The sequence below is a fragment of the Paenibacillus sp. p3-SID1389 genome, assembly GCF_025151705.1.
Taxonomy (GTDB): Bacteria; Bacillota; Bacilli; order Paenibacillales; family Paenibacillaceae; genus Fontibacillus; species Fontibacillus phoenicis.
The window spans coordinates 1-26095 of the sequence record NZ_JALXVO010000057.1; the positions used below are offsets into that span (position 1 = coordinate 1).

Genomic DNA, 26095 nt, shown 5'->3' on the forward strand with positions numbered 1-26095 from the left:
AGGTAAAGCCATGAACTCAGCCGGAAAGAACAAGTCCTCGTCTTCCAGCAAGAAGAACGGCAAAAAAGGCGGCTTCCGGCCTAAAACCCCGGAATACACCGTAGCTGCGCTGCTGCTCTCCGGCAAACTACGCGTGGATTCCGTCCAGTTATACCGAAACGCGACCATGTTCGTCTCCTTGGTTGGCGAGTACAAAACGATCAGCAGCGACGCGAACGCCGATAAACTGCTGAATTTCCTCAATGAAAACGGGGATCTCACCATCAACGACATCATTAATGCCATGAAGAAAAAAGCGGACAGTTCCTCCTAATGCTGGCGTTCGTTGTCGTAAGCCGGAGTTGCTCCAAATGCCTGTTCATTTCAGCGGACGCCAAATGGAGATTGTACGCTTTGAACTTAATTACGATTACGGGGGTTTGCCACATGGGTCAATTTGACGGCGAAGGTTTTTCCGAATGGATTGTGATCATTATTCTGGTGGTTTTATTTTTCTATGGTTCCAACGATATTGAAACGCTAACAGGCGCCCCCACTTCCGACAACTGAGGAGGCGCCCGTTTCGCCCATCTTTATTTCAACTGAAGACGAATCGTCTTGATTTCATAAGGCGTCACTGTCAACTCAATCGTATCTGCGGAGGACAGCTCTCCGGCCGGACGTTCCATCAGGTCGGTTTCCTGCCAGGACGCCACGGGCACTCCGACGTGTAACCGGACGCGGCCCCGGCCGCCCTTATATTCATGGAAACGGACGATCACGCTATCGTCGTCTTCCGCTTTTTTCACCGCATCGATGACGACATCCGCACTGCCGCTCGTTTGAAGCAAGGAGAACGACGGAGTATGAGCCGTACCTGGCGTAGCGTATACCGGTTGATTCAGGAGCGCTGCCGCCTGCACGGTACCGCCTTCGGACCAATCCCCCTCATGCGGATACAGCGCATACGTAAATTCATGCTCGCCGCGATCCGCCTGCGGGTCTGGGTACGTTGCCGATTTCAGCAGCGACAGGCGTATCACATGATCCTTAATGTCATGCCCGTACTTGCAATCATTCAGCAGACTAACCCCATAGCCGCGCTCCGACAAATCCACCCATTGATGCCCGACCGTTTCGAAGCGGGCGAAATCCCACGACGTGTTCCAATGCGTTGGGCGCTTCACATTGCCATACTGAATGTCGTAAGTCGCTTCCGTCGCCCGAATGTCCACTGGAAAAGCAACCTTCAGCAGCTGCTGACGTTCCTGCCAATCCACCCAAGTCCGGAAATCGATCCGCCGGTTATCGGCATACAGAATCATCTGCTGGCGAATCGTCGAGCTCATGTACGTCCAGGTAAATGTGACGACAGCCCGCAGCGTACCGGTAACGACCTTGCATTCTTGGAGTTGCTCAACCTCGCGCTGCTTCTCCTGATAGAACACATCGATGTCCCAAGCCTCAAACATTTTGGGCTTATCCTCAAACACCTGCAGCACGTTGCCCCGTTCGCCGGAAGCCAGCACTTCACGGCCAGCGACGCGGTCGAAGATGGAGATCAGCTGCCCGCGGTCGTTCCACTCAATGTTATAAATCGGAGTTTCGATCCCGTTTGGCCGCGCTTTAAACGGTTCGCTTGTCACCGCGTTATTTGCTTGCCCGTCCTTCTTACGTTGGATCGTTACAAAGCCAAGCGGCGGCACGTTCTCCACGCGTACCCACACGGTCGTCCCGTCGAATTCGGATTGCAGTTCTTGCCCATCCGCTTGAATCCACTGTGTTCCCGTGTCTGTGTCTTGACCTTCCAAGGCAACCAGTCCGGTAAACGGCCAAGAGGACGGATTCCACACGGTATACGTATCCCCCGCATCGCTCGTCAAGGCTTGAATGGCCTGCTCCCGGCACGACTCCAGCAGCGATTCAGCTTGGGCATACTCCTCCTTGGAGTCGCGGTATACCTCTGGAATGGACGAGCCCGGGATGATGTCGTGGAACTGGTTGCGCAGGATCGTTTTCCAGCTTTCGTCCAGCTTGGCCTTCGGATAGGCCTCCCAGTTTCCGCAGCCCGCAAGCAACGCCTGCAAGCTAAGCAGCCATTCGGCGTCCCGGGACAGCAGCTCCAGCTTCCGGTTCATTTTTTTATTGTACGCCTGGCTGGTATAGGTTCCCCGGTGGTACTCCAGGTACAACTCGCCGTCCCACGTATGGACGTAACGATCCGCTGCTTCCACTGTCTCATGCAGCTTCGCAAAAAAATCGTCCGCCCTTCCGGTCGTCACACGCGGCAGACCCGGCATCTCGTCGAGGCGCCGACGCAGCTCCAAGTGCTCGCGGTTTACGCCGCCGCCGCCATCGCCGTATCCGTAAGAGAGCAAGAGTTCCTTGTTCACTTCTTTATCGCGGTAAGCCTCCCAGATGCCTTGCACGCTGGACGCCTCGATCTGCCCGTTGTAGGTGTACCACCAGAAATTTCCGTCCTGCGGCGTGGTGATGAAGTGGGTCAGCACCTCACTGCCGTCGATGCCGCGCCACCAAAACGTATCATGCGGCATGCGGTTGTACTGGTTCCAGCTGATTTTTGTTGTCATGAACGTGTGAATACCCGACTTGCGTAAAATCTGCGGCAAGGCCCAGCTGTAGCCAAAGACGTCCGGCAGCCACAGATAGGTGCATTCCTGGCCAAATTCCTCGCGCAAAAACCGCGTCCCATACAGCAGCTGCCGCACCAGCGATTCCCCGCTCGTCAAATTGCAGTCCGCCTCCAGCCACATGCCGCCGGCCGCTTCCCAGCGTCCTTCTTTGACCCGTTCCTTGATCTGTTCATAGAGCTCCGGGTAATCCTGCTTCAGATATTCGTATAGCTGCGGCTGCGTTTGCAGGAACACGTATTCCGGGAACATCTCCATCAGTCGCAGTACGGTGCTGAAGCTGCGGGCTGCTTTTTCCCGTGTATGCTTCAGCCGCCACAACCAGGCGACATCGATATGCGTATGCCCGATGCATTGCACCGTCACCGGCGACGTTTTCTTCATTCCCGCCACCGCCTGGGTTAATTGCTCCTCCGCTTCCGTCAGCGACGCATAAAACGCCTCCGATCCCGGATAGGACCAATCGATTCGCAGGAAAGCGCGATCCAGCGCCGTCAACAAATCCGTCCGCTCCGGCGCGTTCGCCGGCAATACCTCCACCGTCTGCATGACCGCACGGGCCGTATAGTACAGACGGTCCACCGTTCCGTCCAGCCACGCGATCTCCGCCCGCTTGATCCGGTGCTCCTGTACCTGCGGTTTCCCGCCGCCCTCCAGACCGGACCATAAGCGGAACTGCAGCTTCACCTTCGTACCGGAAGCCTCGTCCGGGAAAAATACCTCCTGGTGATTCATATCCACGCCTTGGAACGGTTCGCCGTTGACATACAGAAGCGATTCAAACCCGGAGTTGTTTCCGCCTCCCGTTTTGCCGAAGTCAAACACGCCAACGATCTTGCGCCCTTTCCATTCGGCCGGAAGCTCGACGTCCGTCTCCAGCCATAAATAAAGATCGCGGCCTTCCCAGCGTTCTCCTGTCTGCATTGTGGACCACGGCCCCTCCTTGGGCGGTCTGGCGCCGATGCGCCCTTCCTCATCCACTTGCGCGCGAAACGCCTCGATCGGCCGGGCATCGCGATATCGATACCCCTCCAGCTCGCGAATCCGTGCGTTTAATTTCTCCTCCGTCCAGAACATCGTATCGGGTACCTCCCCTGAATATGAGTTAGCCTTCCCCCTCATTTTCCGGTTCTCCCCCGGCGAAGTAAATTACTTATCCTCATCAATTTTTGTCCTATTATGATATGATGGAGTCAAATCGAACAAAGGAGCAGCAGCTCATGGATTTGAAAAAATGGCGTAACGAACTGGTGCCTGCACTGAACAAAATCTGTGGTGAAATCGCGGTTGGCGATGCGGTGGTGGACTGGGTCGATATCGTGATAGAACAAACCGGGGGTTCAGGCAAATGCCCTCCCCACGCCCACACTTGGTATGAATTCAACTATGTCTTGTCCGGCCGTATGCAAACACGATTTATCGACCAGGACGTGATGGTGTATGCGGACGAATTTTTTTTGATCCCTCCGGGGATGACCCATGCGCACGACTACTCTCGGGAAGATCCCCATGAGGGCATTTGTTTGCGGTGGCGGTTTCGGCCAATTCCAGGCGCGGCAGAGGAAGAGACTGCGACAGAAGCAGCGGACGATTTAGCGGAAAATAGCGCAGCAAAGCCGGCGAACGACAGCTTTCTCCTGCGGCTGAATCGGTTGAAGGATTGGCCTCCGGGGGCCTACCGGGACGATTACGGCATTCGGTCGCTGCTCATTCAGCTGTTTACCGAGGCTGAACATGGGCGGTCGCCTTTTTATCTCAGGCTGCTGCTCGTACAACTGCTGGAGGTCTTGTCCGGCGTGACCGCCGCACATGAGACCGGCGCATCAGCTTCGGAGCCTGCGCAAGCCCGGGACGCCTTGCTTCGTAAGGTGGAGGTGTACCTGGAGGATTTTCGCGGGGAGCGTCTGAATGTGGAAGCACTAGCCGCATCGCTGCATATGAGCTACGGCCATCTGTCCCGCGTATATAAGCAAAAAACCGGCCGAACCCTGATCGAGGAGATGAACCGGATCCGGCTGGCCAAAGCCTGCGAGCTGTTGCAGCAGCCTTCCCTGCTGATCAAAGAAGTCGCCGAACAAGCCGGTTTCCCTGACATTTATTATTTCAGCAAGGCGTTTAAGAAGAAATACGGCGTCAGCCCGCTCACCTATCGCAAGCAGCATTTCAACCGGTCGGGCTAACTCCAGCGTGTTAAGCGTGTTAAAAAATGCGCCAAGGAAGCTACGGATAACATGACCATGATGAAGTAACTGATGCTGAAAACGTGTGCGTGTGCTATCGTCCGCCGTGTTGGTCCGAAAGATGTATAGTGTGAGTTCCATAGACCGCGGTATGAAGTTTGTTGTCTGGCGTTAGTTTTGTGAGGCGGTGAGAAATAGTTGATGATAATCTGGACCTGGGGCGCGTGCGAGGTACCATTCCTGTTGTTGAGTAACTTTTCTTAGGTCGCGGTAGAAGTAACCGGGGATGGTGGGGAAGTAACTTCTCTTGGATGAGGATAGTGTGACTTATGGGTGTCGATTGTAGTTAAGGGGTACGGATATGGGGGCAGCAGGAGAAACTAATCAAACCGTTACCGTAGTTCGCTTGCCGTGTATCGTAGTTAGCATGCATGGAGATCGGTTGCAATGTATTCGATTTTTCGCATACATTTTGCCGCGATCGCCCAAAAATCCGAAATGTATTCGAAATTTCATACAGAATCGCGCCTTCCACCCTCCTGATGCCCCAATAAACACGAAATTTCATATATATTTCGGCTGAAACCAGCAGAACGAGCGAATTGTATTCGATTTTTCGAGTAGATTGCTCACCAGCTGACGCAAAAAAAGCAAAAAAAGACCGCTTCCGAAGAAGCGGTCCTTGCTCACTTGGGAGCAAGAAGTTATTGGATAGGAGTGGAGAGAAACCATACTGTACTTTTATTATATGTATACGTTTTCATTCTGTCAACATCTTTTTTTAGCGCTTACATTACGATCACGACGGGCTGCTAACGGAACGTATGGACCTTATTTGTCCATTTCCCGGCGATTTCCCGTTGTAACGGACCCCAGAGACCTTATTCGCCAGTCACGCCTGCGAATTCGCAGCGATTAAGCCAAATAAGGTCTCCTCGTTCCGTTAGAATTGGAAAAGGCCCACATCCACGCAAATAACGTCCCTAGGTTCCGTTAAATCCCCGTCAGCGGCCAAAGCAACAAAAGGCCCGGCTGAATTTAAAATTCAACACCGAGCCAAGCCTTTCCCCTAACAAAAGCCAACTACACGTACACAACATACCCCAGCGATTGGAGGTGAGCTTTCGCCCGCTCCATCTCCCCTTCCTGGCGGAAAGAGAGGCGCAGTACGCCCGGAACGTCCTCGCGGCTTTCGATAATCTGCATGTTGCTCAAGTTAATATGGCGCAGACCAAGTTCGGTTGCGATTTGCCCGATAATCCCCGGTGTGTCGGGTACGTCGATATAAATATCGAACAACGAGGTGATCGCCCCTTTGCGCCGCTCCGGCAGCTCGCTGCGGAACTGGTTGGCCTTTTGGAATTCGGCCTCGATCCCTTCCCCGTTCTGTGCCTCCAATAAAGTGATAAAGCCTTCGATCTCGCGGTTCCAGTCCTTCAACAAATGAAGCAGCACGTCCCGGTTACTAAGCAGGATATCCCGCCAAATCACCGGGTCGCTTGAAGCGATCCGCGTGATGTCGCGGAAACCACCTGCCGCCAGCATCCGGTATAACCCGTTGCCATCGTTGTAATTACGCACCTGATTCACCAAGGCAACCGCGATAATATGCGGAAGATGGCTGATCGCCCCAACGATTTCATCATGCAGAACTGGGTCCACACGCACAATTTGCGCTTTGGTGTACGCCAGCAGCTGCTCCAGGCGTTGATAGGCCTCCTCCGGCACATCAGGAGACGGCGTCAGCACATAGTAAGCGTTCTCGAACAAGAGCGTCGAAGCCGCCTCGACGCCGGAACGCTCCGAGCCGGCCATCGGATGGCCGCCGATGAAATGCACGCCCGGACGGGCGATTTTGGCCGCACAAGCGGCGACCGACGCCTTGGTGCTGCCAACGTCGGTTACAATGCAGCCCGGCTTCAGCGGCAGCTCGGTCAGCTTCCGCAGGTAATCTTCCAGCAACCCGACCGGCACGCACAAAAAAATAAAGTCGGCATCCGCCGCCGCCTCTTCCATGGACAGAGTCGCGGCGTCAACGACACCGCGCTCCTCAATGCGTTTCAAGGATTCCGGGCGATGGGCGTGGCCAACGACCGTAATTCCCGGCTTGCCTTTGAAGCACAACGCCAGCGATCCGCCGATCAAGCCCACGCCAAAAATGGCAATTTTCGTTGTCATCGTATCTCACTCATTTTCTGCGAATAAATTGGGGATTAGACCCGAGTTGCCGATTTGCCAAGCACCTGCTCCAAGGCAGATATAAATTTAGCGTTCTGTTCCGCCGATCCGACGGTCACCCGCACGGAAGTTGGATATTTATGGAATCCTCCGCGCACGATAATCCCCAGCTGCAATAACGACTGAAACATTTCACCCGCCGGACGCTGAACATCCACCATGATAAAATTGCCATGCGCCGGGAAATACTTCAGGCCCAGCCGGTCGAATTCCTTATACAAATAGGCGATTCCCTCGCGGTTTTTAGCCCGGCAGTCAGCCACAAATTCCTGATCGGCCAAAGCCGCTTTTGCCGCCGCTTGCCCGATCCGCGAAGTATTAAACGGCTCACGAACCTGATTGATCAGTTTAATGACCGCCGGTTGCCCCACGCCATAACCGATCCGCAGCGCAGCGAGACCGTAAATTTTAGAGAAAGTACGAAGCACAACTAGATTTGGGTACTGGTTCAGCAAAGCGATGCCGTTCGTGTAATCCGAATCGGTCACATATTCGGCATAAGCTTCATCCAAAACGACCAGCACGTGCCCCGGAACCCGGTCCAGAAAAGCAATCAACTCCGCATGAGGCACGATCGTTCCGGTTGGATTGTTCGGATTGCAAATCCAAACCACTTTCGTTTTGTCTCCGATGCGTTCAAGCATTCCCTCCAAATCGTGGGTACCTTCCTTCAGCGGCACCTCGATGCTGACTGCACCTTCGATGTCGGCGTTGCTCTTATACACGCTAAACGTCTGGTCTGCCATCACCGTCTCGTCCCCCGGCAGGAAGAAAGCGCGGGCAATCAGAGCGATGATCTCATCCGAACCGCAGCCGAAAATAATGTGCTCCTTCCCAACGCCAAGCTGGCTGGCCAACGCCTCGGTCAATTCTGCGGCACTGCCGTCAGGATACAAGCTTAAGTTCGCCAGCTCCTGTTCAATGGCGGCGCGGACGCGCGGCGAGCAACCAAACGGATTTTCGTTGGAAGCCAGCTTAATGACATCCTCGAGCCCAAGCTCTTTCTTCACTTCTTCAATCGGTTTTCCCGGCTGATATACCGGCAAATTGACGATCTGGGGTTTCGGCAACATGTATAGGTTCCTCCTCAAATGACTTTGTGATGGTTTAGCCAAAAAAACTATAATCTCAATTTTGCCACAAAGTCGCGAATTTGCAACAACCCTTGGTCCCGAGTCGAAGCCTGGGACAAGAGCGGCAAGTTTTCCTCGATTTTACGCACGATGGCGCTGCCCACGACCGCTCCGTCACAGATCGCAGCAAACCGCTCGACCTGTTCCCGGCTAGATATTCCGAAGCCGACGGCAACGGGCAAATCCGTTTGCGCTTTAACCGAGGCGATAAATTCGTCGACGCTGGCATGGAACGAAGTCCGTTCTCCGGTTACGCCCAGCGAAGAGACGCAATATACGAATCCGCGGGCACGCTCCAAGATCCGTGCAATCCGGCCGCTGGAGGTAGGCGCGACGAGCGGGATCAGCCTTACGCCGGCGGCATCCGCCAACTTCAGGACCTCCTCCGCTTCTTCATACGGCAAATCCGGAATGATTAAGCCGCTGATCCCCGCCTTCTGCAGCTCAGCCAACAAGCGCTCTGTCCCCATTTGCAACACGGGATTGTAATAAGTAAACAAGACAAATGGCATACGGATGCCGCGTTCCCGGGCTTTGGATGCCGTCTCGATACAGGAAGCCACCGTGATTCCGTGGACAAGGGCACGTTCCGACGCCCGCTGAATCACCGGGCCATCCGCCAAGGGATCGGAATAAGGTACACCCAGCTCCACCACATCGGCACCGGCTTCCTCCAGAACGGCCAAAATGTCGAGCGTCGTCTCCGGGTCTGGGTCACCGACGGTCACGAACGGAATCAGCGCGGTTTGTCCCGCTGCTTTCAGCTTCGCAAACGTGTCGTCCAGCAATTGACCTGTTGGTTGACTCATATCGTCTCCCCGCCTTTCGTATACGCCATAATCGACTCCACGTCCTTATCCCCGCGGCCGGACAAGCAAATGACGATGATTTCGTCCCGGCTCATTGCCGGAGCCATTTTCACAACTTGGGCCACCGCATGCGCCGACTCCAGCGCCGGAATGATCCCTTCGGTCCGGCTTAGCAGCTGAAGGGCATCCAGAGCCTCACGGTCCGTGATTGGATAATACTTCGCACGTTCGATATCCTTCAGATACGAATGCTCTGGGCCAATGCCCGGATAATCGAGACCGGCCGAGATCGAGTGGGCTGGCAGAACTTGGCCATAAGCGTCCTGAAGCAGATAACTCATCGAGCCCTGGAAGACGCCTTTGGTGCCTTTGGTCATCGTGGCAGCATGGAACTCGGTGTCAATGCCTTTGCCTGCGGCTTCTACACCGACCAGACGAACCTCCTGATCCTCGATAAACGGATAAAACATCCCGATCGCATTGCTGCCGCCGCCGACCGCAGCGACAAGCATATCCGGCAACCGGCCTTCCGCCACTAAAATCTGCTTCCGCGTTTCATCGCCGATAATCCGCTGAAAGTTCCGCACCATCATCGGGTAAGGATGCGGCCCGGTGGCCGATCCGAGAATATAGAAAGTATCATGCACATTGCTCACCCAATAGCGCAGCGCTTCGTTGCAAGCATCCTTTAACGTGCGTGTACCGGACATAACCGGAACAACTTCAGCACCCAGCAGCTTCATCCGAAACACGTTAAGCTGCTGCCGCTTCGTGTCCTCTTCACCCATGAATACCTTGCATTCAAGACCTAGCAAGGCCGCTACCGTAGCCGTAGCCACGCCGTGTTGGCCTGCGCCGGTTTCGGCGATCACTTTCTGCTTGCCCATCCGCTTCGCCAGAATCCCCTGCCCGATCGCGTTGTTGATTTTATGGGCGCCAGTATGGTTTAAATCCTCGCGCTTCAGATAAATTTTCGCCCCGCCCAGGTGCTCCGTCAGGCGTTCCGCGTAATAAAGCGGCGTCTCCCGTCCGGAATACTGCTTCAGCAGATAAGCGATCTCCGCTTGAAACTCGGGATCATCTTTAAATTTCAAATAGGACTCTTCCAGTTCGATCAAAGCGTTCATCAGCGTCTCCGGCACGTAGCGGCCGCCAAAAGGACCAAACCGTCCATGCTCATCCGGTACCTGCTTCATCATCCCTTCACCCTCTCTACGAATGCAGTTATTTTCGCGATATCCTTCACGCCGTCGGTTTCCACGCCGCTTGAGACGTCTACGCCATCCGGCTGCAGCGTCTCAATTAACGTCTTAACGTTGCCGGGATGCAAGCCGCCGGCCGCAAAGAACGGGATTCCTCGCTCCTTGGCCCATTGACGAAAAGGCTCTGCAGCAGCCCAATCAAATGCAACGCCAGAGCCCCCGCCGTACTTCGGATCGTACGTGTCGAGCAACAGCCCGTCCAGCACGCCGTCATACTCCGCCAAGGTCGCGCCGGCATGGACCGATCCGTCCGTTTTGACCGAGAATGCCTTGAAAAGCTTGACGCCATAAGCGTCCTTCACCTTCCGGCAAAAATCCGGGCTTTCCGTCCCGTGGAGCTGCAGGATGTCCAGCGGCGCCTGCCGCAAAACCTCGTCCAGCTCCTCCAAGGTCGGATTGACGAACACCCCAACGCTCTGCGGAACTGCCCCTGTGCTCCACGTTTGAAGCACAGGAAGCAGCTCCGCTGCACGGCTTCCGCTGATTTGGCGCTTGCTTCGGGCAAACACGAATCCAACATAATCTACGGGTAAGTTCACCATAGATTTTAGCACTTCAACGCTTTGAAGTCCACAAATTTTTACGGCCACTTCACCCATTTGACGTCGTCCCTTCGGCATCCAATTCGCGGGAATCCGTTTGAAGTAACGGTCCCATTAAGTCAACCACGGCGTCCCCCACATTTTCTCGCCGCATAAACGTTTCTCCGATCAGCACGCCTTGTGCGCCGGTCTGTTGAAGGTATTTTACATCCTGCCGGGTTTGAATCCCGCTCTCGCTGATCAGCGTCGTACTGGTTGGCACCAGCTCCGCCAACGCGGCCGTCGTCTCCAGGGACACTTCAAACGTCCGCAGGTTCCGGTTGTTGATGCCGATCAGCTTCGCCGCTGGAAGCATCAGGACCCGCTCCAGCTCCTCGCGATCATGCACTTCGATAAGCGCATCCAGTCCCAGCGCCGTGGCGATCGACAGGTAGTCGCGAAGCTGTGCATCGCTCAGGATTGCGGCGATCAGCAGTACAGCGTCAGCGCCAAGCAGCCGGGCTTCGTAAATCTGCCGCTCGTCAATCACAAAATCCTTGCGCAGCAGCGGCACATTTACGGCCTCGCGAATTGCGCTCAAATAGGCGCCGCTGCCCTGAAAATACGTTTCATCCGTCAGCACGGAGATGCAATCGGTTCCCGCCGCTTCATAAGCCGCTGCCAGCTGCACCGGATGGAAATCCGGGCGAATCAGCCCTTTGGAGGGGGACGCCTTTTTCACCTCGGCGATTAACCCCATATCCCGCTTCCGGCCGGTTGTAAGTGCCGCGTGGAACCCCCGCGTGGGCTCCATCGCCGCAATGCGGCGCTCCGCATCCGCAAGGGAGAAGCTTTCTGCCAAACGTGCGACTTCTGTTTTTTTCGTCTCTACAATTCGATCAAGATACATAACTTAATTCCCCCGTTGTCTGAATCAGCTGTTGCAGCTTGGCATAAGCCTTCCCGGAATCGATCGCATCCGCAGCGATCGTAACTCCGTCCCGGATCGTGTCCGCCAAACCAGCCACATATACGCAAGCGCCTGCGTTGGCCAGTACGACGTCACGGTGAGCGCCGCGCTCCCCTTGCAGCACGCGCCGGACGATCTCCGCATTCGTCTCGGGATCGCCGCCGATCATCGCTTCCAGCGGGTACGTGCGAAGTCCCAGATCTTCCGGCAGCAGTTCGTAGGTTGTGATCTCCCCGTTTTTCAACTCGGATACCCGTGTCGGCGACGAAATGCTGATTTCATCCAGACCTTCCTGGCTGCTGACAACCAGCGCCCGTTTGGATCCGAGCTCGCGCAGCACTTCAGCGATCGTCGACGTTTTGCTGCCGTCATAAATGCCCAGCACCTGGCGATCCGCTCCTGCCGGATTCGTTAATGGCCCCAGCATGTTGAAGACCGTTCGAATCCCCAACTCTTTGCGAGGGCCTGCCGCGTGCTTCATCGATGGATGATACAGCTGTGAAAACATAAAGCAGATGCCGATATCATCCAGACAGCGTTTCGCTTGGCTGGCGTCCAATTGGATATTCACGCCCAACGCTTCGAGAACATCGGCGCTTCCCGAACGGCCGGATGCCGACCGGTTGCCGTGTTTAGCTACCCGCACCGACACCGAGGCTGCCACGATCGCCGCCGTCGTGGATACGTTGATTTTGTGTATGCCGGATCCGCCTGTTCCGCACGTATCCAGCAGCTTTTGCGTTTCCGTATGAATTCGGCTGGAGGCGCCGCGCATCGCCTCGGCGAAGCCGGTGATCTCCTCGACAGTCTCTCCCTTGATTCGCAGCGCGGTCAACAGGCTGCCGATTTGAGCTGGCGTTGATTCGCCGTTCATGATCGCCTGCATCACACCACGCGCTTCTTCCCGCGACAAATGCCGTCCTTCAATCAAGCGGCTAATGCCCGCCTGAACGGTTTGCTGTCCTGTCATCTCGATTCGCTCCTCTCTTTAGTTCCCCGGGGTATATTCGTAAAGGTAATCCTGATTAATCACACCGTCATTTCGGGTGGCTGGCGGAAACATCTGCTCCGCTGTAAGGATCGCCGTCAGCAAAGCCTTCGCCTTGTTCACCGACTCCTGATATTCGTTCTCCGGTATGGAATCCCATACGATGCCTCCGCCGGCCTGCACGTATGCTTTCCCTTGCTTGAACACGATCGTGCGGATCGTAATACAAGAATCCATGTTCCCTGAGAATCCAAGGTACCCAATGGCCCCGGCATAAGTGCCGCGTGCCTCGCGCTCCAGCTCCGCAATAATCTCCATCGCCCGCAGCTTTGGCGCCCCGGAGACGGTCCCGGCTGGCAAACAAGACAGGAATGCATCGAAGAAGTCCTTATCCTCCCGCAGCTTGCCAGACACCTTGGATACCATGTGCATAACGTGGGAATACCGTTCGATCTCCATATACGAGTCGCAGGTTACGCTGCCAAACTCGGATACCCGGCCTAAATCGTTGCGTCCAAGGTCGACCAGCATCAGATGTTCCGCCCGTTCTTTTTCATCCTGCAGCAGCTCCGCTTCCAACGCTAAATCGGCTTCTTCCGTCGCTCCCCGCGGTCTCGTGCCGGCGATCGGACGCGTTTCCACTCGGCCGTTCTCTACCTTGACCAAAGCCTCCGGCGACGTCCCAACGATAATCTCCTCGTCCAGCTTGAGGTAATACATGTACGGCGACGGATTTAACGTCCGCAGGACGCGGTAGACGTGAAGCGGATCAACTTCTGTTTCGATATGGAACCGCTGTGACAGCACCACTTGAAAAATATCGCCTTCGCGGATATATTCCTTCGCTTTTTCAACGTTCGCGATGAACTGCTCCTTCGTCAGGTTGGATTTGACGTTCCCAAGATCCGTCACGACCGGCATCGGCCGGCGGTTAAAGCTTTCGCCCGGCCCCTCCTGCTGCAGCAGATCGGCCGCCAAATCCAGCTTCAGCTCCGCTTCCGCATAAGCCCGGCGAATATCTTCGTCGCGATCGTCTGGCTTCACGTGTACGTTGGCCACCAGCAGGATCCGCTGCTTCACGTGGTCGAACACGATCACTTGATCGCAGAACATAAACTGCATATCATTCAGGTTCAGGTCATCGACCTGATGCGCCGGCAGCTTCTCATAGTACTGCAGCAGATCATATCCAAAGAAACCAATCGCTCCACCCGTAAACGGCGGCATTTCCGGAAGCTTCGGACTGCGATAGCCCCGCAGGATCGCCTTCAACTCATCGACGGGACGGGACGAGCGCAAATGCTCTGTACCGCCTTCCCGTTGAATCGTGATCTCGCCCTTCTTCGCGGAAATCGTCAAGAACGGGGCGGTGCCGATGAAAGAATACCGCGCCCACTGACTGCCACCTTCCACGCTCTCCAGCAAAAATGCCTGCTCCCGCTGAGCAATACGACGGAAGATCCGGATTGGGGTTTCCATGTCGGCGAGCAACGTTCGGGCAATCGGGATCAGATTATATTCGTTTGCTAAAGCAATGACCTGTTCTACATTCGGGGTTGCCATGTCTCTCACTTCCTTTTCGAATTGGTTTCAGAGCCAAATAAAAAAACCTCTACCGAAGTAGAGGTTGTAGGATTTGCGGTTTATGGGAAAGCGCAGCTCCTAAAGACGCGTCTTGCCGTCATTCTCCCACAATCAAGAAAACGACGAAGTACGCACAAGGAACAGGCTATTCACTCAGCTAAACTCAGCTCATCTCAACTGATCTCTACTCAGCTCTAAAAAATGTGTTTACTCTAAACTCTTCTAACTTAGAACTTACTCTCAACTAACTTACTCAACTAACTTGCACTCATCTAAAATCTAAATTAACTATACCCTAACCGCGGCCCGTTTGGCAACCCAAACCTGCAGCTTGATTTGCCAATCCTAAAAATAGCTTCGCTCGCTTGCTGCCCTCAGGAATTGGTGGAGCTGAGGTCCGGACGGAGGCTGCGGGCTTCGTTCAAATACACGTGCTTCATATCCCGCTGCCCTTTGGTGGTGTTCACCTGAATCAGCAGCCGGATACACTTCGGCAAAGCGCCTTGAACCGGGATTTCCGTGGAGCACATCAGAGGAACCATATCCCACCCGTTTAATACGCGAATGGCACGAGCCGGAAAAGTCGCCGTCAAGTCCGGCGTAACCGTAATCCAAACGCTGCAAATATCCTCAGGCTCGATTTCGTTGCGAGCGACAATCTCTTTTAACAACTCAGCTGTCGCGTCCAGAATTTCCTGTTCGTCGTTGCGGGATACCGTCGTTGCTCCGCGAATACCTCTGTTATACATGTTGTCCCTCCTCTTTGAGTTCAGCAATCACCTGGCGGACTTCGTCCAATGTCACGTCTGAGACAATTTCCACCTTGCCGATCTCTACAGGCAAAATAAACACCATCGTCTGTTCCTTAAACTTCTTGTCGTGCATCATCGCACCAATCAAATCCTGCTCGTTCAAATGTGCCGGCATGGCCGTTGGCAAACCGAAGCCGCTCAGCAGGGACACCGTGTACTTGTAAATATGCGGATCCCGGCCCCGGTTCACTGCCAGCTTCGCCGCTGCGGCCATCCCAATCGAGATCGCTTCCCCGTGCAAAAATTCACCATACCCGCCGATCGCCTCGATGGCATGACCCAGCGTATGCCCCAGGTTGAGAATCGCACGAAGCCCATTCTCCTTCTCATCCACAGAGACAACCTGGGCTTTCACGGAGCACCCCTGGGTTAATCCGTATCCCAGCGCTTCCGGATCCAGCACCAGCAAATCCGCCGTGTGCTCGCGGCACCAGTCCGCAAATGCCGCATCCCAGATCAGGCCATGCTTGACCATTTCCGACAAGCCCGCCCGGACGTCGCGTGGCGGCAGGGTTTGCAGGCTGTCCACGTCATACAGCACCATTTCCGGCTGATGAAAAGCGCCGATCATATTTTTGGCCAGCCGATGGTTGACGGCCACCTTGCCTCCGACACTGCTGTCGTGAGCCAGGATCGTGGTAGGCATTTGCACAAACGCTACGCCTCGCATATACGTTGCCGCCACGAAGCCAGCCAAATCGCCGACGACGCCGCCGCCCAGCGCAACGACCACAGAACGGCGGTCCAAACCGCCTTCAATCGCCGTAGTCATGACATCCTCATAAACCTCCAGCGATTTGGATTTTTCACCGGCCTTCACGACTTTGCTGACCGTACGGTAGCCTTTGGCCTGCAGCGAGGCTTCGACAACCGGCAGATACTTCGGCGCAACATGGTCATCGGTAACGATTAAGACAGGGCTCTTCGCCGACAGCTTATGCTGCTCGAAGAAATCCCCGGCCTTTCCCAGCAAGCCGCCGCCGATATAAATCGGATAAGAACGTTCGCCCAAATCGACCTGCAGCGTTCGCATCAATATTCCTCCAGTTGAGCCAAATATCCCTTATAATTACGCTCGATCTCCCCGATCGAATCGCCGCCGAATTTCTCCAGGAACGCTTTGGCCACTTCCCAAGCGACCACGTTCTCGAGCACAACGCTCGCGGCTGGCACTGCACAAGCATCAGAGCGCTCCACCTGAGCAGCAAACGCCTCGCGGGTGTCGATGTCGACGCTTTGCAGCGGTTTGTATAACGTCGGGATCGGCTTCATTACGCCGCGAACGACGATTGGCATGCCGTTGGTCATCCCGCCCTCGAAGCCGCCGAGCCGGTTGGTCGCCCGGTAATAGCCGCGCTCCTCGCTGTACAAAATTTCGTCATGAACCTTGGAGCCTGGCAGCTTCCCGGCTTCAAAACCGATGCCGATTTCCACGCCCTTAAACGCGTTAATCGACATTACCGCTTGCGCGATACGGCCGTCCAGCTTGCGGTCATACTGCACATGGCTTCCCAGTCCGACCGGAACGCCTTCAACGATACATTCGACGATGCCGCCGATGGAGTCGCCTTCCTCCTTGATTTTATCGATGTAGGCTTCCATCTTCTTCTCCGTCTCAAGGTCGGCAACCCGCACCGAAGAAGCTTCGGTGACTCGAGCCAACTCGTCCAGCGGCAGGTTATGCGGCGGTGCTTCAATTTCGCCGATGCGAATGACATGCCCGGCGATCCGGATGCCAAAGCGCCCCAGGAGCTGCTTGGCCACCGCACCAACCGCCACGCGAACAGCGGTTTCGCGTGCGCTCGAACGCTCCAGCACGTTCCGCAGGTCTTTATGGTTATATTTCAAGCCTCCGTTTAAATCGGCATGCCCTGGACGGGGACGATGTACTCTGCGTTTCTCCTCGTCCGTGCCTTCGATCGGCTCGATGTTCATGATTTTCTGCCAATGCTTCCAGTCGTTGTTCTCCACAACCAGTGCCACCGGCGCTCCTGTTGTATACCCGTGCCGGACTCCCCCGACGATCTTCGCGGTATCTTTCTCGATCTGCATCCGACGGCCGCGGCCATACCCTTTCTGACGACGGGCCAACTCAAAATTCAACGCTACAAAATCCAGCTGCAAATGGCTGGGCAAGCCTTCAATAATCGCAGTCAACTGGGGTCCATGCGTCTCCCCGGCTGTTAAGTATCGCAAACTCATGATGCTGCGTTCCCCCTTTAAACTGTTAAACTGTAAAGAACTAAAACCCGATGATATCTTTGCTCATTATAATATTGTTTGATGCATTCTGTCACGTGGTGAATTCACTTATCCTGTTCATACCCTCTCGGATTTCTCTTACCATACGCGGTCCGAGGCCAAGCCCTGCCCGGATTTTCGCGCCTCACGCTTCGAGGTTCACCAAAATCCGGGGGCCTTGATCCATCTTAAGAATCTGCGGAAACCGGATGAACTGCATATGCTTGCTCCGGGTTAGTCCGTCGGGTGGCTAAAAGCTTGCGAATGCGATGCTGACCCACTTCCCGAACAGCGAAAACATAACCCCCGTATTCGAATTCCGGTCGTTCATTCACCGTTGGTATCCGCTTCAACTGTCCGATCATAAACCCGCTTAGCGTATCATAGTGGTCGATCGGAAGCTTAATATCCAAGATTTTCTGGGCGTCGTCAAGGGACATCGTACCGCTGAACAGATAACTGCCTTCGCCAACCTGCTCGTATTCCCGTTCCTCCTCGTCGTGTTCGTCATAGATGTTGCCGACGATTTCCTCCAGCAAATCCTCCATCGTTACGATGCCGGCGGTTCCCCCGTATTCATCAACGACAATCGCCATATGAATGCGGTTTTGCTGCATCTCCTCGAACAGCTCATTTGTTTTTTTGGAGATCGGAATAAAATAAGGCGGCGTCACCAGCTTCCGCAAATCCCAATTCTCCTTATCCTCCGTGCGCAAAAAGCGGATCAAATCCTTGCTGTGCAATATCCCGATCAGATTGTCAACCGTATCCTCATACACCGGGAAGCGGGTATATTGCTCCTTATCGGCAATTTCAGCCACGGTCTGCTGATCGGCATCGGCCGGGATAGCTACGACGTCAATCCGGTGCGTCATGATATCGGACACCGTCAAATTGTCAAAATCAAAGATGTTGTTAATCATCAGGCGCTCGCTAGGCTGGATCGTCCCCATTTCCTCTCCGGTATCCAACATCATGCGGATCTCCTCCTCGGAGACTTCCTCCTCCTTAGCGTTCGGATCGATGCCAAACAGCCGCACCAACATGTTGGTGGACGTGGTCAGCAGCTTCACGAACGGCGAGGTCGCCTTCGACAAGATGGACAACGTCGTAGCCGCAAACATCGCCATCGCTTCGGCCTTGTTCATGGCTACCCGTTTCGGCACCAGCTCCCCCAGCACCAACTGGAAGTATGAGAGCAACAAAGTGATGATGATCAGCGATATCGTGCTAAGCACGTTTTCGGGAATCGGCAGCCCCATGCGGATTAAATAAGCCGCCAGGTCGTCGGCAAAGCTTTCCCCGGCGAAGGCACTGGCAAAAAAGCCCGCAAGCGTGATGCCAATTTGAATCGTCGCCAGAAACTTGCTGGGCTCGCCAAGCAAACCTACGATAACCTTCGCTTTCCGGTGGCCCTGCCCCGCCATCGCTTTAATTTTATTATCGTTCAAGGAGATCAAGGCGATTTCCGATGCAGCAAAAAAGGCATTAATCAAAATTAATATGAAGACAACTAAAAGTCCCAACAACTCATTTCCACCTCCAAAAGTTTCCCCCGGCGTCGTTTGAAGCTGTCATTCCGGCGGGTAAACAAACGCAAAAAGGCATAACCCGCCGTCACCAAATTGACGCAGGCTATGCCTGAAATTCCTCAATGAATAGATTATTGAAAAATTGTACCGTGTCGCTACTCTCCGGGTCGTCCGAATCGTTCATGGATGAAATCTCTCCTGACCTGAATTTATAACTATTATAGGAAGCTCCCCTGACGGCTGTCAAGAACGCTTCAACCAAGAACGCAAAAAGCGCCGTTCCCCGCCCTGCTTGGCGATGTCGGCGCTATTTAACTGGTATGGGCGCTTGCAGCTTATCTGAGGCCTGAAGCTGGTTGATTTTCCAAAGCGGCGGAACGCCGGGGATCCACCGGAAAATCCTCAAGCATCACCTTGAGGTGCGAACCTTCGATGCCAAGCACCTGCGCGCATTCCTGCGGCGTCAAGAATCCCCGCCGATAAGCTTCGATCACTTTTCGCTTGTCCATGATCTGACCTCCATTGACTATATGGTCCAAGTATAGGAAAGATCAAACCATTCTATACTATCGTTTTGGCTTCTTATCGCGAAGTAACTCATGTGAAGCGAATACGGCATCGAATCTTGAATTCAGATGCTCGCTCCGTTGCTCACGTAGGTTTCCCTGCGCTCCGCTACTCACTCACCTCTTCATCCAACCTTCTCGGCGCTAAGAACCCAAAATTTTTAATCATGAAGTAGCTCGTGTGAAGCGAATTCGACTTCGAATCTTGAATTCAGTTGCTCGCTCCGTTGTTCCCTTCCCCCTTCTTACGATAAAAGAACGTTTCCGCCGCTTCCAAATCGTATTGGCCAGGGGAGAAAATTTGCTCCGTGCTGCCGACGAACAGGATGCCGCCGGGACGCAGCGCACGCGCAAACTTATGATAAAGCCCTTGTTTTGCTTCTTCGGTAAAATAAATCATCACGTTGCGGCAAACGATCAGGTCAAAGCCCTCTTCAAACGGATCGAGCAGCAGGTTTTGCTTCTTGAACGTGACGGCCTTCTTCAGCTTCGGATCAAAGCGGAACATCGGGCCTTCCGGCGTAAAATAACGCTCGGCGACCGCCTTCGGCACATCCTTCAGCGAACGCTCCAGATATAATCCTTCCTGGGCTTTCCCGAGCGCTCCTTCATCAATGTCCGTTGCCAGCAAATAGGTGTTCGCTAGAAGCCCCAGATCTGCGAGAATCATGGCCAACGTGTATGGCTCCTCTCCCGTCGAACAGGCCGCGCTCCACACCTTCAGCCGGGGCCGCCCGGCGGCCAGCCCCGGCAGCACCGAGTCCCTCAGCACTTCCCAGCGATTGGGGTTGCGCCAAAATTCAGATACGTTAATCGTCATCTTGTCCAAAAATTCATAAAATAACTGCTTGTTGCTCAGCATCGCCGTATAAAAATCCGCAAACTTCGAATAGCCGTTCTTATTGCGCAGCGTCGTCAAACGCCGCTTCATTTGTGCTTCCTTGTATTGGGCCAAATCGATACCCGTGCTTTTTTTAATGTTCTGGATAAAGCCGAGATAATCCGGATCCGGTGCCGTCTCTGTGTTGTCTACCCGAGGGATGTCGGGAAAAATCCGGTTCAAATCCATGGGCTCACGCTTCTCGTATACTGTAGTAGCTCATGAGGCTCAAAGAAGTTGGCGATTTCTCGCTCCGCACTCTCTACTCCGTCGGAACCATGAATCAGATTAAACGGCGTATGGGCGGCAAAATCCCCCCGAATCGTGCCGGGAAGCGCCTCGGTGACTTTCGTCTTGCCGATGACCATGCGGGACAAGTTAATGATGTCATCCCCTTCCCATACCATGGCAAATACCGGCCCAGAAGTAATGAAGCCCACCAGTTCGTCAAAGAAAGGCTTGCCCTCATGCTCCGCATAATGTCTCTTCGCCTGCTCTTCTGTCACTTGAACCAGCTTGCCTGCGACGAGTTGAAATCCCTTATCCTCGAACCGGCTGATAATTCTGCCGATCAGCCCGCGCTGTACGCCGTCCGGCTTAACCATTAAAAACGTTCTTTCCATGGTTCCCCTCCCGAATTTAACAGCATCATTTGCGATTCAAACCTCATTCCCACCTTCCTCCAGGAAGGCGGTTTCACCTGCATTTTACCAGAAACTTGCGAAACAGGTAAAGCGATAAGATTAATAGGAGCGTTTGTTAACAAATTCTGCAATGTCCTGTAAATGGGAGCGCGCCGCTGTATCCGGCAGCTGCTGCAACGCCGCCAGCGCTTTTGCAATATAGCGGTCGGCCAACGCCTCCGCTTTGCCAATGCCCGGGCTTGTCCGAATCATTTCGATCGCACGGGACACATCCCCGCTGCCGTCTCCGGCCTGGATGCCGCGAATTTCCCGAAGCAGCGGCTCTCTTAAATCAGGCTCCTGCAGAGCGTAAAGCACAGGAAGCGTGATGTTGCCCTGGCGCATATCGCTGCCCGGCGGTTTACCGATCGTCTTCTCAGTACCAAATAAATCAAGCAGATCGTCGCGAATCTGGAAGGCCATGCCCACGTTGTACCCGTACCGGTACAGCAGCGCACTCACTTTGGCCGGAGCATCTGCCGCCATGGCTCCCAGCTGACAGCTGATGGCGATGAGCAAAGCGGTTTTCCGCCGGATGCGCAGCAAATAGTTGCGTACGCTTTGCTCCGTGTTGAAAAAATCGCGGATCTGCTCCATTTCCCCGATCGACATCTGCACCATCGCTTTGGCCAGTATGCGGTGTATGTATGGATTTGCGAGCTCGGATACCTGCATCAGGGCCTTGGCGTAGATGTAGTCGCCGGTATACATGGCGATCCGATTATCCCACTTCGACTTTACCGTCGCTTTGCCCCGCCGCGTGTCGGCATCGTCGATCACGTCATCGTGAACGAGTGACGCCGAATGGATGAGCTCCAGCGGCACAGCGATATACTGCAGCTTCTGCAGATCGTAGTTCCCAAACTTCCCGCCAAGCAATACGAAGACCGGCCGCAGCCGCTTCCCGCCTGCCTTCAACAAGTGCAGGGACGTCTCGCTGAGCAGATCGTCATCGCCGTCGATGCTGCGGTACAGCTGGCGTTCGATAAAATCCATATCTTTTTTTAACGCACCGAAAATATCCAGTAGTTTCATTCTTTCACCCGTGTCAGCAAATTGTCACTCCATATCTCCAGCTCTACTCGATGATCCAGCAGCCCCATTTCATAGGCATAGTCAAAATACAACGAAAGTCCTTGGCGGTGCGATTCATTAAAATCATAGCGGATGTTCTGAGTAAAATAATGCCGCCAATAATCCGCCGTACCGCCAATTTCGGCGCAAGCCTTGGCCACGAGCGGGGATACATCACTTAAGCTCTTACGTTTGCTTTCCACAAAGGCTTCCGTCACTTCAGCCAAATAGTCGCCGTGGGCTTCGGCAAACGACTTCTGAACGGCCCAGACCGCAAAGGTCATACCATAGCCGGTCCATGATTTCCAAACTTCCCCCAAATCGGTAACGATATAATCGTGATCCCGCCAGGATGCCTGAATCGCGTGATCGCCGATCAACAGCGCGCCGTCGCTTTCTGCCATCATCAGATCCAAATCAGGCTCACTGTCCCAATACTCAGGTTTGCCACCGTACGCTTTTTCCATAATGATCTTCAGCAAATTGACCGAAGTTGCCGACGTATTCGTTAGCGCGATCTTGCCGTTCGCAATTTCCTCCGGCGGCTTCCGCGAGAACAGCAGAATCGAACCCACCGGCCCATCGGAGCTGACGGAAAGATCCGGCAGCAGCAGGAACCGCTCCGAGCCGTACCCGTAGGCAAAAGAAGACACCGGGGAAATATCCAGCATCCCGCCAAGCATCCGGCGGTTCAGCTTCGAAGGGACCTCGGTGACGAGTTGGCTCACTTGGGACAGGCGCGTCACATCAAAATAATGAAAAACGGGCCAGACGTTGCTGTATTTGATTTGGCCGATGAGGATGTCTTCATTCTCCCGATTGTTCATTCTGATCCCCCCATCTCTTGAATAACGCATGCTCGATGCCCAGATTGTCGAGCACTTTACCAACTAAAAACCGGACCAGATCATCAATGGTCTGCGGTCCGAAATAAAATGCCGGCATCGCCGGGATGATGCGCACGCCAAGTCGAGCCAGCTTCAGCATGTTCTCCAAATGGATCGCATGCAGTGGCGTTTCGCGTGGCACCAGCACAAGCGGCCGGCCTTCCTTCAGCATGACATCGGCTGCCCGAGCCATCAGATTGTCGGACGTTCCGTTTGCGATCGAAGACAGGGTTCCCATCGAACAAGGCATAACGATCATCCCGTGCGTGAGGAAAGAACCGCTGGCGATCGAAGCCCCAATATCCGCGATCGGATGGTATACCAGCTTCCCGGGAAGCTGACCGAAATGTTCCTCCAGCGTCGCCTCCCGATCGCTCGTGTTCCAACCGAGCTCCTCCTTGATCACTCGCCACCCTGCATTGGATACAACGAGATGCACGAGGAAGTTCATACCTAACAGCGTTTCAATCAGCTTCACTCCATAGATCGAACCACTGGCCCCAGTTATGCCGACAACAATCGATTTCCCTTTATCCATTAGAAATGTCGCACCACCAAATCAATCAATGTGAAGGAAAACACAACGATGCTCAGCACGCCGTTCATGGTGAAGAACGCGGTTTGCAGCCGGCTGAGATCGCTCGGAGAAACGATATGGTGCTCGTAAAACAAAATAGCATACGCAATAATCATGCCCACGACATACCACCAGCCCAAATCCGTCAACAGCAGCAAAGCGATAAAGCCCAGCGCGGTGATGATATGAAACGCTTGAGCAATCTTCAGCGATTTAGCGACACCAAACCGAACAGGAATGGAATAAAGACCTTCCTTCGTATCGAAATCAACGTCCTGGCAGGCGTAAATGATATCGAAGCCGGCAATCCAAAAGGTAATCGTTACATAAAATACCATTGCTGTCCAATCAACTTGTCCAGTTACAGCCGCCCAGCCGCCGAGAGGAGCTAAGCCGATCGTCAGACCCAGTATGACGTGGCAGAGCCAAGTAAAACGTTTCGTGTAGGAGTACAAAACCAACATGATGACGGCGATAGGCAACAGCTTTAATGCTAAGGGGTCTAGCTCGGCAGCGGCCCAGAACAACAAGGCAAAAGAGAGAATGATGAACAACACGACTTCGCCTATTTTTAAAAGTCCCGCCGGGATTGCGCGGTTTGCGGTACGAGGGTTCTTCGCATCGATGACCCGGTCAATAAGACGGTTCAGCCCCATCGCCGCACTTCGTGCGCCAAACATCGCCAACAGCACCCACCCGATCTGTGCCCAGGACGGCAGCTCATGGTTAATCATTTCAGACCCGAGCAGCGCGCCCATGAAAGCGAACGGTAAAGCGAATACCGTATGTTCAAACTTGATCATTTGCAGGAAAATTACCATTTTCTTAAACATGTTGCGTCTCCTTCGTTCCGATGTGCAAGGCGGCAATTCCGCCGGTTAAAGGATACGCTTCAACCCGGGTAAGTCCCGTCTCCCGGAAAATCTCCGCCAGCTCCGCACGGCCAGGAAACTGGACGAGGGAATCGGGAAGCCATTTGTACTGTTCATATCGTTTTGCCACCAGTTTGCCAAGCATCGGAAGCACATTTTGAAAATAAAAATAATAAAGTCCTTTGAACGGCTGCCAGGTTGGCTTGGACAATTCCAGGCAAACCACCTTTCCTCCAGGTTTTACGACGCGCCGCATTTCCCGCAGCACCTGGCGGAGATCAGGTACATTACGCAGACCAAAACCGATCGTCACGTAATCAAACCGGTTGTCTTCAAACGGCAGCTCCATCGCATTCCCTTGAACCAAGGTGATCCGCGACTCCAGCCCGCGCTCCTTTACTTTGAGGCGTCCGTATTCCAGCATCCGTTCACTAAAATCCAGGCCGATGATCTGCCCCCCGCTGGCTTCCGCCATGCTGATCGTCCAATCACAGGTACCGCAGCACAGGTCAAGCGCGGTCTCCCCGGGGGACATGTTCATTTTGGCCATCGTGAATTTCCGCCACGCTTTGTGACGCCTGAAGCTAAGCAAGTCGTTCATCATGTCGTATTTCGGAGCGATGCTCTCGAATACAGAATGCACGAACTGCTCTTTGGTCTCGGATGAAGATGTTTGGCTCATTTACTAATCCCCCTACCCTTCTTGCACGGAACGGCGTGACGGTGAAAGCACAGCGATAAACGGCTCAAGAATCGATTTGAGCTCCGTTCGCGCGGTTTCCTTCTTGCATTCATGCAGCAGCGATTGGACGTGATCCACCGATTGGTGCAGCATAGACAGCAGTTGTTCCTTGATATTGTATTTCACAAGCATCAGCGACCAGTCCCGCTCGCCGACTTTGCGGGTGGAGAGCGCAGTTTTATCCTCGGAGGATCCGGTTTCCATGATGCGCAAATAGGCGTAACCTTTACGTTCGTGCGGCAGCTCAGAAGTAGACCGGATTTCTTCCAGCATGACTTCACAGCGGCTTAACTCCGCCAGCAGCTTCTGCCATAAGCTTTGGACCGACTTGTCCAGGATCTCCGTAAAAGAAAGAAAAAGCCCCATTTTGACATGGACGCATTCCTTCAGATAGTCTTCCGCAGGCAATAACATCTGCTTCAACTTGCTGTACAGCTGGACCTTCAAGCGGTTCACCTCACAGATGGCCGAGCTCATCAACGGGACCATGCCGATCTCCCCGGCTCCAGCTAGCAGATGATAAAACACGCCGCTGAAATAGTCACCGGCCAGCACCTTGAGCTGGCGCGAACGCATGGCCCGGGTTGCTTCCCCCAGTCCGGACTCCAGATCGATGCGATCATGGGTGTCCATGCCAAGCTGCACGAGGAACGCGGCCAGCGCACAGGTCTCAGCTGACTCCAGCGACAGCCCCTCCCGCTCGGTTAAAAACGTATAAAGCAAACGAACACGGGGCACCGGAAACTCCGGAAGCGCCGTGTATGCGGTAATCATGTCGTAACTGACATATTTATTTGCCAATTCTGTTATGCGATAAGGTTTCATCCTTTGCCTCCGAGCCGCTGATCTTTCAGTAATAAAGATGTCACAATCTTGTCTATTATAGCATATGTTTTTTCACTGCGCACAGAGGC

25 protein-coding genes are annotated in these 26095 nt (G+C 54.1%); 3 read left to right on the top strand and 22 right to left on the bottom strand.

The window, feature by feature from the left end:
* Together M3G15_RS18285 and M3G15_RS18290 are read left to right on the top strand one after the other, a co-directional pair.
* Positions 1-313: hypothetical protein (locus M3G15_RS18285; protein ID WP_311202303.1), on the top strand; the 313-nt coding region annotated here is incomplete at its 5' end.
* 113 nt (positions 314-426) lie between these two features.
* Positions 427-549 carry a hypothetical protein gene (locus M3G15_RS18290; RefSeq protein ID WP_260071681.1) on the top strand — a complete coding sequence of 41 codons (123 nt, stop codon included), beginning with the start codon at positions 427-429 and terminating at the stop codon, positions 547-549.
* 23 nt (positions 550-572) lie between these two features.
* Here M3G15_RS18290 and M3G15_RS18295 read toward each other — a convergent pair whose 3' ends face one another.
* A complete protein-coding gene (locus M3G15_RS18295) occupies positions 573-3707 on the bottom strand; it encodes an alpha-mannosidase (RefSeq protein WP_260071682.1) in 3135 nt (1044 codons plus the stop codon).
* 143 nt (positions 3708-3850) lie between these two features.
* Between M3G15_RS18295 and M3G15_RS18300 the strand changes: the two genes are divergently transcribed.
* Positions 3851-4810, top strand: coding sequence for a helix-turn-helix transcriptional regulator (locus M3G15_RS18300; protein ID WP_260071683.1), 960 nt, complete (start codon positions 3851-3853; stop codon positions 4808-4810).
* 1083 nt (positions 4811-5893) lie between these two features.
* Here the strand turns inward: M3G15_RS18300 and M3G15_RS18305 are convergent.
* The 21 genes from M3G15_RS18305 to M3G15_RS18405 all read right to left on the bottom strand — a co-directional run bounded on the left by M3G15_RS18305 (position 5894) and on the right by M3G15_RS18405 (position 26006).
* Positions 5894-6988 (bottom strand): prephenate dehydrogenase, encoded by a 1095-nt coding sequence (locus tag M3G15_RS18305; RefSeq protein ID WP_009225897.1) that lies wholly within the window; start codon positions 6986-6988, stop codon positions 5894-5896.
* Positions 6989-7023: 35 nt separating this feature from the next.
* Entirely contained in the window at positions 7024-8121 is a 1098-nt protein-coding gene (gene hisC / locus M3G15_RS18310) for a histidinol-phosphate transaminase (RefSeq protein ID WP_260071684.1), read from the bottom strand.
* Positions 8122-8168: 47 nt separating this feature from the next.
* Positions 8169-8990 (bottom strand): tryptophan synthase subunit alpha, encoded by an 822-nt coding sequence (trpA, locus tag M3G15_RS18315; protein ID WP_260071685.1) that lies wholly within the window; start codon positions 8988-8990, stop codon positions 8169-8171.
* On the bottom strand, positions 8987-10186 hold the full coding sequence (gene trpB / locus M3G15_RS18320) for a tryptophan synthase subunit beta (RefSeq protein WP_260071696.1): 1200 nt from the start codon (positions 10184-10186) through the stop codon (positions 8987-8989). Before trpB ends, trpA begins: the two co-directional genes overlap by 4 nt.
* Positions 10186-10851 (bottom strand): phosphoribosylanthranilate isomerase, encoded by a 666-nt coding sequence (locus M3G15_RS18325; protein ID WP_260071686.1) that lies wholly within the window; start codon positions 10849-10851, stop codon positions 10186-10188. The genes trpB and M3G15_RS18325 overlap by 1 nt, the downstream gene beginning before the upstream one ends.
* The gene (gene trpC, locus M3G15_RS18330) at positions 10844-11683 is read right to left on the bottom strand and encodes an indole-3-glycerol phosphate synthase TrpC (RefSeq protein ID WP_260071687.1); all 840 of its coding nucleotides are present in this window, start codon (positions 11681-11683) and stop codon (positions 10844-10846) included. Before trpC ends, M3G15_RS18325 begins: the two co-directional genes overlap by 8 nt.
* On the bottom strand, positions 11673-12713 hold the full coding sequence (gene trpD, locus M3G15_RS18335; protein WP_260071688.1) for an anthranilate phosphoribosyltransferase: 1041 nt from the start codon (positions 12711-12713) through the stop codon (positions 11673-11675). The genes trpC and trpD overlap by 11 nt, the downstream gene beginning before the upstream one ends.
* An 18-nt stretch (positions 12714-12731) precedes the next feature.
* The gene (trpE, locus tag M3G15_RS18340; protein WP_260071689.1) at positions 12732-14294 is read right to left on the bottom strand and encodes an anthranilate synthase component I; all 1563 of its coding nucleotides are present in this window, start codon (positions 14292-14294) and stop codon (positions 12732-12734) included.
* A gap of 395 nt (positions 14295-14689) precedes the next feature.
* Positions 14690-15064, bottom strand: a complete 375-nt coding sequence (gene aroH / locus M3G15_RS18345) for a chorismate mutase (protein WP_009225889.1) — start codon at positions 15062-15064, stop codon at positions 14690-14692.
* Complete coding sequence (aroB, locus tag M3G15_RS18350; RefSeq protein WP_260071690.1) at positions 15057-16160, bottom strand: 3-dehydroquinate synthase; 1104 nt, start codon at positions 16158-16160, stop codon at positions 15057-15059. The genes aroH and aroB overlap by 8 nt, the downstream gene beginning before the upstream one ends.
* Positions 16160-17329, bottom strand: a complete 1170-nt coding sequence (gene aroC, locus M3G15_RS18355) for a chorismate synthase (RefSeq protein WP_260071691.1) — start codon at positions 17327-17329, stop codon at positions 16160-16162. Before aroC ends, aroB begins: the two co-directional genes overlap by 1 nt.
* A 227-nt stretch (positions 17330-17556) precedes the next feature.
* Positions 17557-18897 carry a hemolysin family protein gene (locus M3G15_RS18360; RefSeq protein WP_260071692.1) on the bottom strand — a complete coding sequence of 447 codons (1341 nt, stop codon included), beginning with the start codon at positions 18895-18897 and terminating at the stop codon, positions 17557-17559.
* Between the two features lie 338 nt (positions 18898-19235).
* Positions 19236-19409, bottom strand: a complete 174-nt coding sequence (locus tag M3G15_RS18365; protein ID WP_260071693.1) for a hypothetical protein — start codon at positions 19407-19409, stop codon at positions 19236-19238.
* Positions 19410-19677: 268 nt separating this feature from the next.
* Positions 19678-20535: a CheR family methyltransferase gene (locus M3G15_RS18370; RefSeq protein WP_260071694.1), complete on the bottom strand. Its 858-nt coding sequence runs from the start codon at positions 20533-20535 to the stop codon at positions 19678-19680.
* Complete coding sequence (gene ndk, locus M3G15_RS18375) at positions 20526-20969, bottom strand: nucleoside-diphosphate kinase (protein ID WP_009225883.1); 444 nt, start codon at positions 20967-20969, stop codon at positions 20526-20528. Before ndk ends, M3G15_RS18370 begins: the two co-directional genes overlap by 10 nt.
* Before the next feature lie 120 nt (positions 20970-21089).
* On the bottom strand, positions 21090-22064 hold the full coding sequence (locus tag M3G15_RS18380; protein WP_009225882.1) for a polyprenyl synthetase family protein: 975 nt from the start codon (positions 22062-22064) through the stop codon (positions 21090-21092).
* On the bottom strand, positions 22061-22930 hold the full coding sequence (locus M3G15_RS18385; protein ID WP_009225881.1) for a menaquinone biosynthesis protein: 870 nt from the start codon (positions 22928-22930) through the stop codon (positions 22061-22063). Before M3G15_RS18385 ends, M3G15_RS18380 begins: the two co-directional genes overlap by 4 nt.
* The gene (locus tag M3G15_RS18390) at positions 22911-23528 is read right to left on the bottom strand and encodes a UbiX family flavin prenyltransferase (protein ID WP_009225880.1); all 618 of its coding nucleotides are present in this window, start codon (positions 23526-23528) and stop codon (positions 22911-22913) included. The genes M3G15_RS18385 and M3G15_RS18390 overlap by 20 nt, the downstream gene beginning before the upstream one ends.
* Complete coding sequence (locus tag M3G15_RS18395) at positions 23528-24400, bottom strand: UbiA-like polyprenyltransferase (RefSeq protein WP_009225879.1); 873 nt, start codon at positions 24398-24400, stop codon at positions 23528-23530. The genes M3G15_RS18390 and M3G15_RS18395 overlap by 1 nt, the downstream gene beginning before the upstream one ends.
* A complete protein-coding gene (locus M3G15_RS18400; protein ID WP_009225878.1) occupies positions 24393-25121 on the bottom strand; it encodes a demethylmenaquinone methyltransferase in 729 nt (242 codons plus the stop codon). Before M3G15_RS18400 ends, M3G15_RS18395 begins: the two co-directional genes overlap by 8 nt.
* 12 nt (positions 25122-25133) lie before the next feature.
* On the bottom strand, positions 25134-26006 hold the full coding sequence (locus tag M3G15_RS18405) for a heptaprenyl diphosphate synthase component 1 (protein ID WP_009225877.1): 873 nt from the start codon (positions 26004-26006) through the stop codon (positions 25134-25136).
* Positions 26007-26095: the final 89 nt, after the last annotated feature.

Bases quoted from the DNA above. Each gene is read 5' to 3' on its own strand.
- M3G15_RS18290 (WP_260071681.1), top strand. From the start codon at position 427: ATGGGTCAATTTGACGGCGAAGGTTTTTCCGAATGGATTGTGATCATT.
- M3G15_RS18295 (WP_260071682.1), bottom strand. From the start codon at position 3,707: ATGTTCTGGACGGAGGAGAAATTAAACGCACGGATTCGCGAGCTGGAG.
- M3G15_RS18300 (WP_260071683.1), top strand. From the start codon at position 3,851: ATGGATTTGAAAAAATGGCGTAACGAACTGGTGCCTGCACTGAACAAA.
- M3G15_RS18305 (WP_009225897.1), bottom strand. From the start codon at position 6,988: ATGACAACGAAAATTGCCATTTTTGGCGTGGGCTTGATCGGCGGATCG.
- hisC (WP_260071684.1), bottom strand. From the start codon at position 8,121: ATGTTGCCGAAACCCCAGATCGTCAATTTGCCGGTATATCAGCCGGGA.
- trpA (WP_260071685.1), bottom strand. From the start codon at position 8,990: ATGAGTCAACCAACAGGTCAATTGCTGGACGACACGTTTGCGAAGCTG.
- trpB (WP_260071696.1), bottom strand. From the start codon at position 10,186: ATGAAGCAGGTACCGGATGAGCATGGACGGTTTGGTCCTTTTGGCGGC.
- M3G15_RS18325 (WP_260071686.1), bottom strand. From the start codon at position 10,851: ATGGGTGAAGTGGCCGTAAAAATTTGTGGACTTCAAAGCGTTGAAGTG.
- trpC (WP_260071687.1), bottom strand. From the start codon at position 11,683: ATGTATCTTGATCGAATTGTAGAGACGAAAAAAACAGAAGTCGCACGT.
- trpD (WP_260071688.1), bottom strand. From the start codon at position 12,713: ATGACAGGACAGCAAACCGTTCAGGCGGGCATTAGCCGCTTGATTGAA.
- trpE (WP_260071689.1), bottom strand. From the start codon at position 14,294: ATGGCAACCCCGAATGTAGAACAGGTCATTGCTTTAGCAAACGAATAT.
- aroH (WP_009225889.1), bottom strand. From the start codon at position 15,064: ATGTATAACAGAGGTATTCGCGGAGCAACGACGGTATCCCGCAACGAC.
- aroB (WP_260071690.1), bottom strand. From the start codon at position 16,160: ATGCGAACGCTGCAGGTCGATTTGGGCGAACGTTCTTATCCGATTTAT.
- aroC (WP_260071691.1), bottom strand. From the start codon at position 17,329: ATGAGTTTGCGATACTTAACAGCCGGGGAGACGCATGGACCCCAGTTG.
- M3G15_RS18365 (WP_260071693.1), bottom strand. From the start codon at position 19,409: ATGGACAAGCGAAAAGTGATCGAAGCTTATCGGCGGGGATTCTTGACG.
- M3G15_RS18370 (WP_260071694.1), bottom strand. From the start codon at position 20,535: ATGGATTTGAACCGGATTTTTCCCGACATCCCTCGGGTAGACAACACA.
- ndk (WP_009225883.1), bottom strand. From the start codon at position 20,969: ATGGAAAGAACGTTTTTAATGGTTAAGCCGGACGGCGTACAGCGCGGG.
- M3G15_RS18380 (WP_009225882.1), bottom strand. From the start codon at position 22,064: ATGAAACTACTGGATATTTTCGGTGCGTTAAAAAAAGATATGGATTTT.
- M3G15_RS18385 (WP_009225881.1), bottom strand. From the start codon at position 22,930: ATGAACAATCGGGAGAATGAAGACATCCTCATCGGCCAAATCAAATAC.
- M3G15_RS18390 (WP_009225880.1), bottom strand. From the start codon at position 23,528: ATGGATAAAGGGAAATCGATTGTTGTCGGCATAACTGGGGCCAGTGGT.
- M3G15_RS18395 (WP_009225879.1), bottom strand. From the start codon at position 24,400: ATGTTTAAGAAAATGGTAATTTTCCTGCAAATGATCAAGTTTGAACAT.
- M3G15_RS18400 (WP_009225878.1), bottom strand. From the start codon at position 25,121: ATGAGCCAAACATCTTCATCCGAGACCAAAGAGCAGTTCGTGCATTCT.
- M3G15_RS18405 (WP_009225877.1), bottom strand. From the start codon at position 26,006: ATGAAACCTTATCGCATAACAGAATTGGCAAATAAATATGTCAGTTAC.